Annotated in this window: 20 protein-coding genes and 1 riboswitch; of the genes, 2 read left to right on the top strand and 18 right to left on the bottom strand. The window is 29.8% G+C overall.

Annotated elements, in window-relative coordinates; genetic code table 11:
* Window positions 1–110: 110 nt before the first annotated feature.
* Both ACI313_RS01370 and ACI313_RS01365 read left to right on the top strand, forming a co-directional pair.
* Entirely contained in the window at window positions 111–320 is a 210-nt protein-coding gene (locus tag ACI313_RS01370) for a hypothetical protein (RefSeq protein ID WP_439755100.1), read from the top strand.
* 59 nt (window positions 321–379) lie between these two features.
* Window positions 380–676 carry a CFI-box-CTERM domain-containing protein gene (locus ACI313_RS01365; protein WP_439755099.1) on the top strand — a complete coding sequence of 99 codons (297 nt, stop codon included), beginning with the start codon at window positions 380–382 and terminating at the stop codon, window positions 674–676.
* On the opposite strand, the gene ACI313_RS01360 is transcribed toward ACI313_RS01365, so the two are convergent.
* The 18 genes from ACI313_RS01360 to truB form a co-directional block, all read right to left on the bottom strand.
* Window positions 656–1144, bottom strand: coding sequence for a hypothetical protein (locus tag ACI313_RS01360; RefSeq protein WP_439755098.1), 489 nt, complete (start codon window positions 1142–1144; stop codon window positions 656–658). The two genes, ACI313_RS01365 and ACI313_RS01360, sit on opposite strands and share 21 nt — an antisense overlap.
* Entirely contained in the window at window positions 1134–1520 is a 387-nt protein-coding gene (locus tag ACI313_RS01355) for a DUF4430 domain-containing protein (RefSeq protein ID WP_439755097.1), read from the bottom strand. Before ACI313_RS01355 ends, ACI313_RS01360 begins: the two co-directional genes overlap by 11 nt.
* Before the next feature lie 63 nt (window positions 1521–1583).
* A riboswitch (cobalamin riboswitch) is annotated at window positions 1584–1755 on the bottom strand.
* Between the two features lie 59 nt (window positions 1756–1814).
* Complete coding sequence (locus tag ACI313_RS01350; RefSeq protein ID WP_320607560.1) at window positions 1815–2441, bottom strand: M48 family metallopeptidase; 627 nt, start codon at window positions 2439–2441, stop codon at window positions 1815–1817.
* Window positions 2431–3261 (bottom strand): Mrp/NBP35 family ATP-binding protein, encoded by an 831-nt coding sequence (locus tag ACI313_RS01345; RefSeq protein ID WP_439755096.1) that lies wholly within the window; start codon window positions 3259–3261, stop codon window positions 2431–2433. Before ACI313_RS01345 ends, ACI313_RS01350 begins: the two co-directional genes overlap by 11 nt.
* Window positions 3258–4160 carry a tyrosine-type recombinase/integrase gene (locus ACI313_RS01340; protein ID WP_439755095.1) on the bottom strand — a complete coding sequence of 301 codons (903 nt, stop codon included), beginning with the start codon at window positions 4158–4160 and terminating at the stop codon, window positions 3258–3260. The genes ACI313_RS01345 and ACI313_RS01340 overlap by 4 nt, the downstream gene beginning before the upstream one ends.
* A gap of 16 nt (window positions 4161–4176) precedes the next feature.
* On the bottom strand, window positions 4177–4833 hold the full coding sequence (locus ACI313_RS01335; protein WP_320607563.1) for a tRNA1(Val) (adenine(37)-N6)-methyltransferase: 657 nt from the start codon (window positions 4831–4833) through the stop codon (window positions 4177–4179).
* Window positions 4830–5996: a DNA polymerase IV gene (gene dinB / locus ACI313_RS01330; protein ID WP_320607564.1), complete on the bottom strand. Its 1167-nt coding sequence runs from the start codon at window positions 5994–5996 to the stop codon at window positions 4830–4832. Before dinB ends, ACI313_RS01335 begins: the two co-directional genes overlap by 4 nt.
* Window positions 5989–7620 (bottom strand): DNA repair protein RecN, encoded by a 1632-nt coding sequence (gene recN / locus ACI313_RS01325; RefSeq protein WP_439755094.1) that lies wholly within the window; start codon window positions 7618–7620, stop codon window positions 5989–5991. Before recN ends, dinB begins: the two co-directional genes overlap by 8 nt.
* A complete protein-coding gene (locus ACI313_RS01320; protein WP_439755093.1) occupies window positions 7613–8338 on the bottom strand; it encodes a TlyA family RNA methyltransferase in 726 nt (241 codons plus the stop codon). The genes recN and ACI313_RS01320 overlap by 8 nt, the downstream gene beginning before the upstream one ends.
* Complete coding sequence (dxs, locus tag ACI313_RS01315) at window positions 8325–10181, bottom strand: 1-deoxy-D-xylulose-5-phosphate synthase (protein ID WP_320607567.1); 1857 nt, start codon at window positions 10179–10181, stop codon at window positions 8325–8327. Before dxs ends, ACI313_RS01320 begins: the two co-directional genes overlap by 14 nt.
* Window positions 10182–10196: 15 nt before the next feature.
* Window positions 10197–11045, bottom strand: a complete 849-nt coding sequence (locus tag ACI313_RS01310) for a polyprenyl synthetase family protein (RefSeq protein WP_320607568.1) — start codon at window positions 11043–11045, stop codon at window positions 10197–10199.
* A complete protein-coding gene (xseB, locus tag ACI313_RS01305) occupies window positions 11029–11241 on the bottom strand; it encodes an exodeoxyribonuclease VII small subunit (protein WP_320607569.1) in 213 nt (70 codons plus the stop codon). The genes ACI313_RS01310 and xseB overlap by 17 nt, the downstream gene beginning before the upstream one ends.
* Before the next feature lies 1 nt (window position 11242).
* Complete coding sequence (gene xseA, locus ACI313_RS01300; RefSeq protein WP_439755092.1) at window positions 11243–12565, bottom strand: exodeoxyribonuclease VII large subunit; 1323 nt, start codon at window positions 12563–12565, stop codon at window positions 11243–11245.
* Entirely contained in the window at window positions 12562–12939 is a 378-nt protein-coding gene (gene nusB, locus ACI313_RS01295; protein WP_320607571.1) for a transcription antitermination factor NusB, read from the bottom strand. The genes xseA and nusB overlap by 4 nt, the downstream gene beginning before the upstream one ends.
* On the bottom strand, window positions 12936–13832 hold the full coding sequence (locus ACI313_RS01290) for a 5'-nucleotidase (RefSeq protein WP_320607572.1): 897 nt from the start codon (window positions 13830–13832) through the stop codon (window positions 12936–12938). The genes nusB and ACI313_RS01290 overlap by 4 nt, the downstream gene beginning before the upstream one ends.
* A 39-nt stretch (window positions 13833–13871) precedes the next feature.
* Entirely contained in the window at window positions 13872–14198 is a 327-nt protein-coding gene (locus ACI313_RS01285; RefSeq protein WP_320607573.1) for an Asp23/Gls24 family envelope stress response protein, read from the bottom strand.
* 44 nt (window positions 14199–14242) lie between these two features.
* Window positions 14243–15190: a bifunctional riboflavin kinase/FAD synthetase gene (locus tag ACI313_RS01280; protein ID WP_320607574.1), complete on the bottom strand. Its 948-nt coding sequence runs from the start codon at window positions 15188–15190 to the stop codon at window positions 14243–14245.
* Complete coding sequence (gene truB / locus ACI313_RS01275; protein WP_439755091.1) at window positions 15190–16017, bottom strand: tRNA pseudouridine(55) synthase TruB; 828 nt, start codon at window positions 16015–16017, stop codon at window positions 15190–15192. Before truB ends, ACI313_RS01280 begins: the two co-directional genes overlap by 1 nt.
* Window positions 16018–16166 lie beyond the last annotated feature (149 nt).

The following is a 16166-nucleotide window of genomic DNA, read 5'->3' as shown; positions in this document are numbered from 1 at the left end:
TTCGATTGGTGTTTTTTATCAACATTGGTGTATTAATTTTCTAATGTATTATACAAAAAAAAGTATTTGTGTCAAAATAGAACTATACTTAATAAATAGGATAAATTTGTATGGCAAATAAAAAAAATAATATTCACTCTCGTAATGAAGGTTTCGGAAAAACAGTTCATTATGATTCTCATGGAAAAAAAGTAGGCACAACTCGTAATAATGGTTTTGGTAGTTATACTCATTATGACCAGAGAAGTAAAAAAGTGGGGACAACGAAAACTACCACTTTAGGTGGTTCAAACATTATGATAAAAATGGAAGATATGTAGGATCTTCTACAGTTAATACTCTTTCTGGTTCTACTCATTATGATAAAAAAGGTAAAAAAGTGGGTACGACATATAATGAAGGATTCGGACGTTCTACAACATCGAATTCAAGTGAAGGATGTTATATTGCGACTTGTGTTTATGGATATGATAGCGATGAAGTATGGACTCTTCGTAAGTTTAGAGATAATGTTTTGAAACAACACTTTATAGGAAAATGTTTCATCAAAGCGTATTATTTTATTTCGCCTAAACTTGTTCATTTTTTTGGTAATCAACAATGGTTTCATAGCTTTTTTAAATTCATTTTAAATCCATTAATAAAAAAGATAGACTCACAGGAGCCTATCAAATAATTTAGCACATGGTTCATATAACCACAAAATCGATAAAAATGTGCAAATTGATAATATTAGTTCAAATGGTAAATCCGCTATAAAATAAGACATAAAAGGTACATTCATAATGAATACAGATCCTAATACAAATGTCCAGCAATACAATAGACTATATAATACACCTGTAATAGCTAATTTAAAGGGTGTATTAATTATTTTAAATATGGTATTTGATAATATAGGGATAAAACTATATCCAATCCACATAATAGGTGTATAAACTAAATTAAAGCTACCAACAAATAAATTATCAAAGAGAACATGTAAAGTAATAACGAACAAAGTATCAGAAAAATTTAATTTCTTAGCATATAAAACAAGAAGAAAAAAAGTAAGTTGTATATTGGGAAGAAAAGATAATACTTCTTCTTGTACTGTTAAAATAGCACTTAAAAATGCCAATATAACTAATTTTCTAGTATTCATATTCAGTCATGACAAAAGAAATTTTCATTCCGTCTTGTAATTTAATTTCTTCTATTCCTACTTCACTCATTTCATCATCAACATAAATAGAAATAAATTCTGACCAATCATCGGGTGTTGTTAATGTTTCAATACTCATGATCATTCCATTTTCAATCACAACATTATCAAAGTTTTCTTTAATGACTTCTGGACAAGTTTGTTCTTCTTTAAATGGGACTTCTTTTTCACATACAATTGAATGATCCACTTGCTCAACGACAACATCAATTACACCATCATTGCTTGATTTTGATAATTGTTTAGGAATAAAAATTCCGGCTAACAATACAAGCAAAAGAGCCACAGTAAGAATAATTTTGTTTTGTTTTTTCATGTTTTCTTCTATTTTTTGGCTAATTATCAATATCACCAGTACAAATAATCATCAAAAAATAGTTCCTCCTATCAAGAACAGGCAAGTCTTCTGACTTAGATTCACTTTACTTTCAAGCCTTCTCTATAAATAAATGGCATAATTTGATTTCATCCTCATCACAGCTGCTGGGACAGTCCAAGATTTTCACTTGCTTCCTTATTAAGAAATATTCACCTGAACTTTAATATAATATCAGTAATGTTTATAAATGACAATTTTTTTAAAAATGCTAGATAAAGAAAAAAGGTCCTTTCAGACCTTTGGTAACGAATTATGAATCACAAGCTGTGGAATTTGATATTTTTTATCAATTACCTTATAATTTGGCATCCATTTTTCTAATTGATTATAAAAGGAAGATGAATGATTAGGAACAAGTAAATGAACAAATTCATGAATGATAACATAATCTATAAATTCTTTTGGAAATAGAAGCAAATACGCATTTAATTTTATTTCTTTTTTTACATAGTTACAACTTCCCCATTTTGATTGAAAACATTTAATATTTAATTGAATATTTGAAAAATTTAACTTATTTTCAATTTCAAGAAAACGACGTATTAAATATGGACTAGCTAATTCAATTAGAGACGTTTCAAATCCTTTTTGATCTTTAAAATGAATTTCATTATCTAATATGTAATTTTCTGAATCTTGACAAAGTAAGTAAGCTTGTCCATAAATATGTAGAATATCATGATCTTTTAAAATTCTTTCTTGTTTCAAACAATTATTGATCCAATCTTTTTTTGATTCAACGAACTCAGTTATTGTTTTATTTGAAACAGAAAAAGGAGCCGTTACAATGACTTGTTGTTTTTTAATTTTTATGATAATTCGTTTTTGATTTTTTTTGCGGATAATTTTATAAGTCATTTAAAATATCTTGACAAGCTTGATCTAAATATTGATTAACGATTTCCTTTTGATTATCTTGATAAGATTCGTATTTATTAATATCGCGAATTAAATCAACCATTGGTAATGTCGCATAACATTTTAAGTTTGTTTCGTTAAAGAATTCGTTAAGTTGATCATTGTCATAGAATTCAATTCTTTCATGACAATTTGGACATTCTAAATAAGCCATATTTTCAATTACACCTAAAACTTTTACTTTCATTTGTTCACACATATGAACGGCTTTTGAAACAATCATAGAAACCATTGGCTGTGGTGTAGAAATCATTAAAATTCCTTGCACTGGTAAAGATTGCATAATTGTTAATGGAACATCACCAGTTCCTGGTGGCATATCAATTAATAATACATCTAATTCTTGCCATAAAACATCCGTATAAAATTGCTTAACAACACCAGCAATAACAGGTCCCCTCCAAATAACAGGATCGCTTTCATTTGGAAGCATGAAATTAAGTGACATAACTTTGATTCCTTCTTTTGATTCAACAGGAATGACTTCATTTTGAGCCGTAGCATAGGCTTGCCCGTTTTCTATATTTAATAAACGAGGAATACTTGGTCCTGTAATATCGGCATCCATGATTCCAACTTTTAAGCCTTTTCTTGCCATTTGTTTAGCCATTAAAACAGTAATAGTCGATTTTCCAACCCCACCTTTTCCTGACATAACAGCGATAATGTGTTTAATTTTATTTTTAGGATTTTGAGTAATCCCACAACTATTTTTGTCTTTAGAACAATTTCCTTTACTTGGACATCCTTCACAACTCATTTTTCTTCCTCCTTATCCATATCTGGAAAATATGTATCATATACATCCGTCAATCGTTTATTTTGAATGTGCGTATATATTTGTGTGGTTTGAATATCACTATGCCCTAATAATTCTTGAACGACTCTTAAATCTGCATTTCCATTTAATAAATGTGTCGCAAAGCTATGACGAAGCGAATGACAAGAAATATCAGGATTTAAAGCTAGTTCTTTTACTTTTCTCTTAATCAATTGATGAACATATTGTCTATTTACAGGATGATTTAATTGATTAACAAAGAAATAAGGACTATTTTGCTTATCCCATTGCTTTCGGACTAAAGAAATGTATTGATTCATTTGATCAATGCAATTCGAAGCTATAGGAACAATTCTTTCTTTTCCACCTTTTCCCTTGATTTTACAAATTTTTTCGTGTAGGTGGACATCATTTAATTTCAAATCACATAATTCTGAAACACGCAAACCACAACTATAAAGTGTTTCAATCAATGTTTTTTGAAATATACCTTGATCACTTGAATCAAAAGATTCCAACAGTTTATAGACATCTTCAAAATCAAGGTACGTAGGTAAATGTTTATTCGTATTAAAACTATGAAAATATAAAACAGGATTGTTTATATCTGGATGATTTAAAGTAGTAAAACGATGAAATGATTTAATTGATGCCAACATTCGATTACAAGATGATGTTTTATGACTTTTACAGAATTCATTAAAGAAAAAATCTACCTTAGTTATATTGATATCTTCCATATTGGTAATGTTTTTATGTTCCATAAAAGATAAATATTCATCAAGATCATGCATATAAGCTTCAATTGTCTTCTGTGCTTTATTTTCAATTACTGCTAAATTGATTTTATAATCATTTAATGCTTCTCTACAATTCATCTAATCTATTTTAACACTAAATCCATTTTGGTGGTAGTATGCAACATTTACAGTTCGCATCTTTTATAGCCTCTATACAAATGGATTTAGCTTCTTGAGATTGTGTATGATACGCAATTTGAAGTGTCTTTACAGAAAAGTTATATTTATGTAAACATTGTGTAATTTCATTTAAGCGATCACAACGATGTACAAAATAAAAACGCCCCTTTGATTTAAGTAAACGATTAGCTTGTTCTACTAATTCATTAAGAGTTAAATTCTTTTCAATTCTACCTAATTGTCGATTATCTAAAACGGTATTGGGATTGGTTTCATTAATTGGAAAAAAAGGTGGATTGCTTATGATGACATCAAATAAATCTGATTGAAATTCTTTAATATCACTACAAACAATAGAACAAGGATGTTTAATAAAAGTATCAGCATTTTTTTGAGCTATTTGACATGCCTCAGGTAAAATTTCTACTCCTGTTAATGAGTGAATATCAAATTGATCTAAGTAGACTAATAAAGCACCATTGTTGGTACCTATGTCTAATATGTTATCATCCTTTTTTACTTTTATAAATTGAGCTAATAACTTCGTATCGATATTCATGCGAAACATATTTTTATCTTGATACAATTTACAATTCGGATCAACAATATAATCTAATGTATATTCTTTCATTTGGACTCCTTTTTTAATAAATCAGATGCTTTAAAGAAAACATTGGAATGAAATGACTCATTTAATTGATTTATGATTGTTTGCGAATTTTGTACAGGTGCTTCAAATAAATTGACTTGGTCAATAATCTTATCTGCATTTTGTAAAGAACCCATAGTAATAGCCATAAAACGATAACCAATAGGCTCAAAGTTATTTTCAATTATCGATTGTACGGTGTCATATATTGTTTGATATTGATTTGTATATGTTGTTAAAGGACAACTTCTAACAATAGTATGAAAATTACTATCACGAAGTGAAACAGAAATTAATAAACCTTTCTGATTATCTTGTTTAAGTCTTCTACTTAATTCATTTGATAAATCTCTAGCTTTATCAAAGGCCTCATTTAAAGAATAAAAATTAGTTGTATATGTTTTTGAAACAGAACAACTTTTTTGAGTAGAAGAATAATGAAGTTGACTTGAACTATGTCCTCTTGCTTTTTGTATTAAAGCATAGCCACTGTTTTTCATAAGTCGTAATATTTTTTCTTCATTATCGGGATTGGCAAAATCACCTATTGTTTCAATTCCTAATTTTTTTAATTCAGGAATCGTTTTTTTACCTATCCCGTGCATGTTTTCAATTTTTAAAGGCCACAATTTACTTGGAATTTCAGCAATTCTCAAAATTGTTATACCAGCAGGTTTACGCATATCACTAGCCATTTTGGCTAAGAATCGATTAGGGGCAACACCAATCGATACATTTAATCCTGTCTCGACATAGATTCCGTGTTGGATTTGATACGCAAGATCAAGAGGTCTTTTATATTGTTTGATAATTTCTGTTACATCCATATAACATTCATCGATGCTAGCGGGTTCAATTTGATGGGTATAGCGCTTAAGATAACTAAAAAATTTATTGGACAACATGCGATAGTAATTATAATCGCCAGGAACTAAAATTAAATCTGGACATTTTTCAAGTGCCATATAGACGGGCATAGCACTTTGAACGCCTTTTTCTCTGGCCACGTAATTAGCGGTTGAAATAACAGAACGTTTATGATTCGAACCAATTGCCAAAGGTTTATCTTTGTATTCAGGATGTCTAAGTTCTTCTGCTGAAGCAAAAAACGCATTGATATCGATATGAAATAAAACTCTACCCATTATGTACTCTCTTTTTTAATTCTTTGGCACTATCAATTGCTTCTTTACTATCATTACCAGTTGCCATAATCGCAAGTTCACGAATGCTTTCTGATTCATTTAATTCATCAACATGAGTACAAGTAGAATTTTCACTACTTTCTTTTGTAACACAGAAATGATGATCGGCCCAACAAGCTACACTCGATAAATGTGTTATACACAGTATTTGGTAATTTTCTGATAATAAATGCATTTTATGGCCCATGGCTAAGGCTACTTTACCAGAAACACCAGTATCAATTTCATCAAAAATGATTGTTTCAATGTGACTTTCAGATTGAAATACAACTTTTAGTGCTAACATAAAACGAGAAAGTTCCCCACCAGAAGCACTCTTCTTTAAAGAAGAGAACGGTTGGCCAGGGTTCATACTTGCCATAAATTCAATTTTATCAATCCCATTTTTTGATGGTTGTTTTGCTTGAACGTCAATTTTAAAACGAGCATGCTCTAACATTAAATCATGACAGTGTTTCTCTACTTCATGGCATAATTCATCAATTTTATTGATTCTTTGATTATGAAGTTCAAGTGCATATTGATCATATATTTTTTTTGATTGAACGACTTTCTTTTCAAGTTTTTCAAATACATCTTGTCGATGTAAAATCAAATCCACTTTATTTAAATATTTAGATAGTGTTTCCATCATATTATGATAATTACCACCATATTTTCTAAATAGTTTTTTGATTTTATATTCTCGTTCTTGAAGTTGATCTAAATCATAATTTTCATTTTGAAGTTGATCTTTATATTTTTTTAATTCATCACAAATCGCATCTAATTGATAATATTCATTTTGAATATCAATATGGATATTATCATTTTTTTGAACGATTTTATGAAGACTATACACTTGTTCTAATACACCATTTTCTTTATCTAAAATATAAATAGCTTGACTTACATCCTCTAGATTTTTTTGATAGTTGGAAGCTTCTTTAATTTTATTTTGAAGTTCTTCTAGTTCGTTTTCTTGAATATCCGCTTGTTGAATTTCATTAATACACGCTGTCACATAATCCAATTCATCATCGGAATATGTTTCATTTTTCGCTTTTTCAAAGTTTTTTAAATCCAAGGCATATTGTTGATAAGCTTGTTCTACTTTATTTTTTATGGATTTTGTATTGGCATATTGGTCTAATAAAGATAGTTGTGTTTCTTCATCCATTATTTTATATGTGTCCATTTGCGAGTGAATATCCATAAGTTGATACATTAATTTACGTATATAACTTAAGGTGGTATTCATCATATTTAATTTGACAGTGGATTTTCCATTGGCATGAATGGTACGTGTCACAATTAGATTATCGTCAATTTCAAAGCCATCTTCTTCTAATTGATCACAAATTGTTTTGTCAGGTCTAGAAAACACAATTTGAAGAACACATTTTTCTTTTCCTTTACGAATGATATTATTGCCAGCTCTTTCTCCACATAAATAAGAAATTGCATCAATTAACAAACTTTTACCAGCTCCTGTTTCACCTGTAATAACACTCATTCCAGATGAAAAATCTAGTAAAGCATAATCAAATAATATATAGTCTTTGACCATTAATTGTTCAATCATGTGTTCTCCTTTCCTTTGCATATAAAATAAATTCCTGATTTCCGTTTCTTCCTTTTATTGGACAAGGAATCATACGAATATAGGCATAGTTAGTAAAAACAAATTGTTCCACATCTTCCACAACTTTTTGCTGTATTTTTTTATCTTTTAATACACCTTGCTTATTTAAATATTGGGGACCACATTCAAACTGCGGTTTTATTAGAATAGCCATGTGAGATACATTTAGATTTGAAAAAACAGCACTTAAAATTGTCTTAGCACTAATGAAACTAACATCCATACATATAAAATCAATGTCATCTTCAAACCATTCACGTGTTAAATTTCTCGCATTGTAGCCTTCCATCTTCACTACACGAGAATCTTGGTCTAGTTTTTCAGCTAATTGTAAGTGTCCTACATCAAGGGCATATACTTTTTTTGCTCCTTTTTGTAAGCATAAATCAGTAAAGCCACCTGTACTTGCACCAATATCTAATACAACTTGATTTTCAACTGAAAAGTTAAATTCATCAAAAGCTGCTTTTAATTTATAAGCAGCACGAGAAACATAGTCATCTTCTTTGGCTTGTATCTCTATTTTATCAAGTTCATTGACATCAAAAGAAGGTTTTGTGATGCATTTCCCATTCACGAATACGTATCCTTCTTTAATCAAGTCTTGGGCCTTACTTCGGGAACTAATTTGTTCCATACAAGCTTTATCTAGTCTCATTTGAATCCTCACTTATATGCTCAAATAATGCATTAATATGTATGTTTTCTTCTATTCTTAAAGAACGAATAGATCCTTGTGGAACAAAATGATCTTCAATACCTAGAATATCAAATTCTTTGTTATGGTATTCCAATATAGCACTTGATAAAGAACCAATTTTACAATCCGTTTCATAAATATGAATTTTTAAATTTGTTTTAAATAGTTTATCTAAACATTCTGTATCAATTGGTTTAAAGAAGCGAGCATTCACAACAATCATAGAAATATCATTGATGGTTGCTTTTTCTATTACTTTATCCACTTCAGGACCATAACAAATCACTATACATTCAGGATTATTTCCAACTGTATATGTAGTCCAAGTTCCAGGTTTAATATATTCGTATTCTTTTACTTTTTGATATTTTTCATAGCCACGTGGATAACGAATGAAATATGGTTTCTTTTCTATAAATGCACTATAAACTAGATTTTGTGCTTCACATGCATCTTTTGGCTGTGACAATATTACGTTAGGTATACTTCTTAAAAATGAAATATCAAATACACCTTGATGTGTTTCACCATCATCTCCTACTAAACCAGCGCGATCAACGCCAACAACAACAGGAAGATTCATTCTTGCCATGTCGTGATTGATTTGATCGTATGCTCTTTGAAGAAAGGATGAATAAATACTAACAAATGGCTTTAATCCCGCTTGGGCCATAGCACTTGCCATAGTTATTGCGTGATCTTCAGCAATTCCACAATCAAAAAAACGATCTGGATATTTTTTTTGAAATTCTAAAAGCTTACTTCCGTTAGCCATGGCAGGAGTAATCGCAACAATTTTTTTATCTTGTCGTGCTAAATCAACCAAAGTTCTAGAAATAATTTCTGACCATGTTAGTTCGTCTTTAGGCGTACGCATTAAAGAATGTCCTGTTGTAACATCAAAAGGAGAAACTCCATGCCATTTTCCAATTTCATCTTCTTCCGCATAGCTGTATCCTTTTCCTTTTTTTGTGACTACATGGATGACAATGGGCCCATCTGAATTTTTAGCTGCCTGAAATGTTTTGATTAAAGTATGTAAATCATGACCATCAACAGGACCCATGTAATTAATATTAAAGTTTTCAAATAATGGTGCATTAATCATTTCATCACGAATATGATCTCTTAAATTCGTCATAGACTTTAATAAAGAAGCTCCTAAATAACTATCTTTTAAATTCTTTTTAACATCACTTTTCATTGTTTGATAAAAATGACTTGTTCTTAAATCTGTGATTTTTTGTTCAATGACACTATGATTCTTAGAAATTGACATATTATTGTCATTAAAAATGATAATGATTTTTTTCTGTTGTGTTCCTATATCATTCAATGCCTCCATCGACATTCCAGAACACAAGGCTCCATCACCAATAACCGGTATAATTTCATAATCTTGTTTTTGTAGATCTCTTGCACATGCAAAACCTAGAGCTGCTGAAAGAGATGTAGAAGAGTGACCAGCTTCCCAACAATCGTATTCACTTTCATTTCTTTTTTGAAAGCCAGATAATCCATCTTTTTTACGTAATGTCGAAAAATAAGGTGAACGACCCGTTAAAATTTTATGAGTGTAACATTGATGGCCTACATCAAATATGATTTTATCTTTAGGTGCATTAAAGACATAGTGAAGAGCTACTGTTAACTCGACAACACCTAAATTACTTGATAAATGTCCTCCTGTTTTAGAAATGGAGTCAATCAAAAATTTTCGAATATCTTCACAAAGAATGTTTAATTCTTCGATAGACATATTCTTTATATCTGCGGGTGATTTTATATCATAAACGCGCATGGTATTCACCTCCATTTAGTATGTACGATTAAGTAAAAAGTCAAATATTTCTTCTAAGTATTTTGTATCACAGTGTAAACAATTTATCGCATCTCTTAATTGTTTATCATATTGTTCAACCATTTGTTTTGCTTGTTCAAGCCCTAATAAAGAAACAATAGTTAATTTATCGTTTTCAGTGTCACTAGTAGATTTACCTAATTGTGCTTCGCTTTGTGTAATATCTAAGATATCATCTTGCATTTGGAATTGTATACCTGAAAGAAGTCCAATTTTCTTCAATGTTTCAATGTCTTCTTCATGATTCGCAAGAATAGCTGCCAGAATCATAGGTAAAGTTAATAATTTTGCGGTTTTATATTTATCTATTTCAAGTAATTGTTCAAAAGAAGGATTTGGTTCTAATTCAGCTTTTATATCTAAATCCTGACCTAAAATCATGCCATCAATACCAGCATATGATGATAAATAATATACCAGTTTAACCTTTTGTTCATTATCACATTCACTGTTCAAAATAACTTCAAATGCCTTTGTCAATAATCCATCTCCAGCTAAAATAGCTGTTGCCTCATCGAATGCTTTATGACAACTTGGTTTACCACGTCTTAAATCGTCGTTATCCATACTTGGTAAATCATCATGAATTAAAGAATATGTATGAATCATTTCTACTGCACATGCAGCTGGAAACCCGAGTTCCGGGTTGATTCCATATCCTTTTAAAAGGGCAAAACATAGCTGAGGGCGTATTCTTTTTCCGCCATTCATTAATGAATATGACATTGCTTCTTTTGTCTTACTTTTCGTATTTTCGTTCACTTTTTTATATAAGTATTCTTCAAATTCAGTTTGTAGAATCATCTTGCACCTCATTTTTCATTAATTCATCAATTTTTAATTCAAATTCTTTTAATTGTTGATCACATTGATTGGATAATTTAATACCTTCTTCAAATAATGACATCGCATCTTCAAGTTCAAGGTTGTTTCCATTTAAAAGTGATACAATTTCATCTAAACGCTTCATAGCTTCCTGAAATTTTAATTTTTTTGGCATATTATTCTTCCTTTTTTACTACTTTAGTAGTGATTTTTCCTTTGTGAAGTAAAATTTCAAGTTCATCCCCACACTCAACTTGATTGATGCTTCGAATAATGGTGGAATCTTTTTTTGTCAGTGAATATCCGCGTTCCAGAATATTTAAAGGACTATAAGCATTAAGTAAAGAAATTATATTCGCAAAGGCTTGTTGATTTGTTTGTTTATAATTGATAATAGCTTCTTCTAAATTTACTTGATTTTTCTTTAATTTGCACTGTTCTAAGTATTCTTTCAATTTTGATTGTAAAGAATCTTTTTTATGTTGTATATTAATTTGCTCAATATCAATATTTTGTTTAAATTTTGAAAAAGCGTATTCATACGAATCTAATTGAATGATTAAATCAGTAATGTAACTATGCGGATCAATTAAATAGGGCTGATTTTTTATTGATAGAAATTGTGATTTATTTAAAGTAAATAGATGATTAATATTTTTTATTAATTCATTTCTTGTTTGTTTCCAATGTTTCCTTAAATCTTTGGTATCAACACTTACATATTGTGCTGCTGCTGTTGGAGTTAAAGCACGGTAATCAGAAACTAAGTCAGTTAATGTGGTGTCTGTTTCATGGCCAATACCAGAAACAATAAAAGTATTAAGATTATAAATTGTTTTAACTAATTGTTCATCATTAAAACAAAACAAATCTTCAAAACTTCCTCCTCCACGAACTAATAAAAGGGCATCATGATTTTTTTCATCTGCTTTTAATAAAGCCTGGATTATAGAAGATGGTGCATTATTTCCTTGTACATAAGCTGGATATAATGTAACCTTCATAGCTGGAAATCGCAAAGAAATTGTTTTAAGAACGTCTTGCAATGCAGCTCCTTGTTTTGCGGTAATAATACCGATATTTTCAATCCATTCTGGTTTATCTTTTTTATGAGATGAATCAAAATATCCTTGTTGATATAACCTTTGTTTTCTTTGTTCCAGTTCTTGATATAAAGCACCGATTCCATCTTCCTTTATATATTTCACATTTATTTGAAGACTTCCTCTTTGTTCATATACATTGATTGTTCCTGTCAGACAAACTTTCATTCCTTCTTTTAACTCAAAATTAAGTTGTCTTACATAACTACTAAACATGATACAGCTCATTTCACTATACTGATCTTTTATTGAAAAATAATAGTGCCCCGAACGGTGTTTAGTTAAGTTAGATATTTCTCCTTGTATCCAGACATTGGATAAATTAATGTTTTGATTTAAAACATTCTTAATTTTTAAAACAAGGGATGAAACAGGAACAACAATTTCTTGTGTCATAGTCTATCCAAAACCCCATTAATTAATTTATATGAATTATCATCGCAATATTTTTTAGATAATGTAATGGCTTCATTGATAACAACTGCTTTAGGTGCATCGTTTGCCAAAATTTCTTGGAATGACATTAATAAAATAGCTTGTTCTAATAAACTCAAACGATCAAAAGACCAGTCAGAACGTAATAAATCATTGATTTTTTTGACATAGATATCTTTATTTTCAATTGTTCCGATTGTTAAACTATATAAATATCCATCAATTTCATTGCATCCCTTCATGTTTTCAAATACACATTGACGAATGTCTTTATTTAATAATAAATGTTGGTATAAACTTTCCATTGCGATAACTCTTAATTCGTGCCGATTCATTTCATTTCTCCTTCTTTATATGGTACCCTTGCACTTGGTACAACTTCACTAGCCGGACGTGCATGTACATCCTGATCATCAAAAAATATATTAGCTCCAAACGCTTGTAAGACTTCTTTTTTCTTAGCTCCTTGTAAAAAGAATATTTCATCTACAACAATATTCCATTTTTGTAGTGTTTTTATAACACGTATTCCTGCATTACGATCACGAGCTGTTACGATAGCTGTTCGTAATAAATTTTCTTTACGGCAAACTTTTTGTAAAGAAGATAGACGGAACAAAAAATTTGCCATTGGCCCTTTTGTCAATTCCTCGTCTTGCTTTGAAATCTCATTTTGTTTGAAAGCTTCAAGTCCTTCTTTTTGGTATATTTGTTCAGATTCTGCTCCAAATAAAACAGCATCCGCATCAAATGCAATGCGAATTTGTTCTTGTTGTTGATAAGCAACATCTTGCGAATAAATAATACCACTGGCAATGCCACTCTCAATTGCGCTTTGTACATCTTGTTCATCACACGAAAGAAATAAGTCTACATCAAAAACTTTTAAATATTTTGATACACTTTCTCCTCCCGACATAACCATACGACCAATATCAAGGTTATAATAATCCAATGAATTCATGATTCGTAAAGATGTCTCTGTTGAATTTCTTGACATAACAATGACCTCAACATATTTATGCTTCAACTTGTCATTGATTGACAATAAATTCTTAACCAAATTAAAGCCAGCACCTGGTTTAAGTATATCATTTTCGTGTTGAATTTGATATTCACGATATGCATCTAATCCTTTTTGCTCAAAAATGAGATTTTCTTCTTCAAGATTAAAAAGAGCACGTGAAGAAATACCAATTACTAAATAATCATTAAATGATACTGCCATAGAATTCCTTTCTAGAAAAAAAGGAAATCGAAAGATTTCCTAAAATATAAAGCCAACAACCTCGATTTCAATTGAATCAGGTTTTAATTCAGTCATATAAGAAATACTTTCAAAGATCTTATTTTGTAGCTGAGCACATACATCAGATACATTTGCTTTATGATCAACTTTAATTGATACTTTAATTGTAAGCAAATTATCTTCAATTTTGGTAACAATCCCATTTTTAAATGTACGAGATTCTGCCAATTTAACATTTTCTTCTTCATCAATAACATTTTTCGCAATTGATGAAAATACGGTTTTATTTAATTGAACTTTTCCAAGTTCATTTTCAGTTTCTAATACAATATAATCTTGTGCCATATAATCACCTTCCATTTATCTTATTTTAACATACTTCGTCAACATTAGAATAATTTTCTTGTATTTTTAATCAATTTATCGTCTTTTAAAAGAATTTTTGTCGTTTCAATATCCATTAATAATTGTTTTTTTAGTGAATCAATTGAATTAAATTTAATTTCCTTTCGAATGTGATTAGAAAAGAAGAAACGAGCGTGTTTTTCATAGATATCTTGATTAAAATCAAGAATATGTGCTTCAATCGTCAAATTTTGATTATTGAAAGTCGGATTACATCCTATATTAATCATAGCGGGTAAATATACTTTGTCAATTAATACATAGCCAGCATAGACTCCTGTACAAGGAATAATATATTCTTCTTTTGTTTTTAAATTAGCGGTAGGAATTTGAATGAGTGTAGATCCTCTTTTATATCCATGTTCTATAGTACCTGAAATAGAATAAATATATCCTAATAAATCATTTGCTTGTTCAATTTCACCATTTAATATTAGTGGCTCTATACGACTTGTAGAAATTTTTAAGTTTGAAAAATTAACACTATCAATTACTGTTACATCAAATAAACTCTGTTCTTGTAATGAATGAATATCGCCACTATTTTTGTGTCCATATCTAAAGTCAAAGCCACATACAAGGCATTTCACATTTAATTTATGAATAACATCATGAAATTGTTGTATTGATAATTGTGAAAATGAAAGAGAAAATTGAATGATATACATAATATCAAATCCATAACTCTGAGCAAATTGTATTTTATCATCTAAAGTCATTAAATGTTTTTGTTTTTCGTGTTTAAATACCGTCCATGGATCTGGATCAAAAGTAATAAGAGCACTGGCTAGATTTTTCTTCTTTGCGTGTTGAATACAAGTATCTAATAAAACTTGATGACCACGATGAAATCCATCGAAATAGCCAATGCATGCACAACTCTCTTTTAATGGTTCTTCTATATTAAAAGCATCAACATACACAACCTGCATTAAAATAACCCCCTGACACATTTAAAAACATTGTTATGGTCTCTATCATAAATTGCCACAGGATTCGAATCATAGATACATACACGATCGTATTTTGTATCTATGCGTATGTGTTTACCGTTGTAGACATCTTGGATTGGTTGATAATCAATTCGTGGAATATGCGATAAAATCATACTTAAAGGATACACTATCACATTTTCACTATTAATAGTTTCTAAATCTTGTGCCATATCAATAGTAAAACGACCAACTTGTGTACGTTGTAACGATTTCATGCAACTTAAATTATTCGTCTTTAATCCAAAGTCTCTACAAATAGAGCGAACATAGCACCCAGATGAACAATGTACTTCAAAAGATAATTCGTCTTTATTTATACTATGTATTGAATAAATTTCAACATTATTGAAAACATCTATATTTTCAATTCCTTGTCTTTGATATTCTAATAATTTTTTACCATTTACTTTTTTACTTGAAGTCATCGGTACTTTTTGTCTTTGTTTCCCTTCAAAAGACTGTAAAACACTATCAAAATCAAAATCAAGATTAATTTGTTTTTGTTCCTTGATTTCCCCAAATACATCATCTGTACTTGTAGTGTACCCTAGTTGAATGCTTGAGCGATATACTTTGTCTGTATCTTGTAAAAATTGAAGAGCTTTACATGCTTTTCCTACAAGAACAACTAAAACACCTGAAGCATCGGGATCAAGGGTCCCTGTGTGTCCTATTTTCTTGGTATTTAATTTTCTTCTTAATTTATTCACAACATCATGGCTTGTCATGCCTGTTGGTTTATTTACTACAATAATTCCATCCATTTTATTCACCTAGCTTATTCTACTAAAAATTAAGATAATACGCAAAGAATAAAAAAAGTAGATTTCTCTACTTCAGACTGTTGACAAAGTGATTGACAGTCTTTTTAAATTCTGATATTATTGTTGTGGCAGAAAGTGACTCCGTTGAC

Origin of the sequence: Floccifex sp. (genome assembly GCF_051873495.1) — a bacterium.
GTDB lineage: Bacteria > Bacillota_I > Bacilli_A > Erysipelotrichales > Erysipelotrichaceae > Floccifex.
Note: the sequence above shows the minus strand (reverse complement) of the source record. Positions and strands in the feature narration are given on the sequence as shown.

Coding starts and splice junctions, on each gene's coding strand:
- ACI313_RS01370 (WP_439755100.1), top strand. CDS start 111: ATGGCAAATAAAAAAAATAATATTCACTCTCGTAATGAAGGTTTCGGA.
- ACI313_RS01360 (WP_439755098.1), bottom strand. CDS start 1,144: ATGAATACTAGAAAATTAGTTATATTGGCATTTTTAAGTGCTATTTTA.
- ACI313_RS01355 (WP_439755097.1), bottom strand. CDS start 1,520: ATGAAAAAACAAAACAAAATTATTCTTACTGTGGCTCTTTTGCTTGTA.
- ACI313_RS01350 (WP_320607560.1), bottom strand. CDS start 2,441: ATGACTTATAAAATTATCCGCAAAAAAAATCAAAAACGAATTATCATA.
- ACI313_RS01345 (WP_439755096.1), bottom strand. CDS start 3,261: ATGAGTTGTGAAGGATGTCCAAGTAAAGGAAATTGTTCTAAAGACAAA.
- ACI313_RS01340 (WP_439755095.1), bottom strand. CDS start 4,160: ATGAATTGTAGAGAAGCATTAAATGATTATAAAATCAATTTAGCAGTA.
- ACI313_RS01335 (WP_320607563.1), bottom strand. CDS start 4,833: ATGAAAGAATATACATTAGATTATATTGTTGATCCGAATTGTAAATTG.
- dinB (WP_320607564.1), bottom strand. CDS start 5,996: ATGGGTAGAGTTTTATTTCATATCGATATCAATGCGTTTTTTGCTTCA.
- recN (WP_439755094.1), bottom strand. CDS start 7,620: ATGATTGAACAATTAATGGTCAAAGACTATATATTATTTGATTATGCT.
- ACI313_RS01320 (WP_439755093.1), bottom strand. CDS start 8,338: ATGAGACTAGATAAAGCTTGTATGGAACAAATTAGTTCCCGAAGTAAG.
- dxs (WP_320607567.1), bottom strand. CDS start 10,181: ATGCGCGTTTATGATATAAAATCACCCGCAGATATAAAGAATATGTCT.
- ACI313_RS01310 (WP_320607568.1), bottom strand. CDS start 11,045: ATGATTCTACAAACTGAATTTGAAGAATACTTATATAAAAAAGTGAAC.
- xseB (WP_320607569.1), bottom strand. CDS start 11,241: ATGCCAAAAAAATTAAAATTTCAGGAAGCTATGAAGCGTTTAGATGAA.
- xseA (WP_439755092.1), bottom strand. CDS start 12,565: ATGACACAAGAAATTGTTGTTCCTGTTTCATCCCTTGTTTTAAAAATT.
- nusB (WP_320607571.1), bottom strand. CDS start 12,939: ATGAATCGGCACGAATTAAGAGTTATCGCAATGGAAAGTTTATACCAA.
- ACI313_RS01290 (WP_320607572.1), bottom strand. CDS start 13,832: ATGGCAGTATCATTTAATGATTATTTAGTAATTGGTATTTCTTCACGT.
- ACI313_RS01285 (WP_320607573.1), bottom strand. CDS start 14,198: ATGGCACAAGATTATATTGTATTAGAAACTGAAAATGAACTTGGAAAA.
- ACI313_RS01280 (WP_320607574.1), bottom strand. CDS start 15,190: ATGCAGGTTGTGTATGTTGATGCTTTTAATATAGAAGAACCATTAAAA.
- truB (WP_439755091.1), bottom strand. CDS start 16,017: ATGGATGGAATTATTGTAGTAAATAAACCAACAGGCATGACAAGCCAT.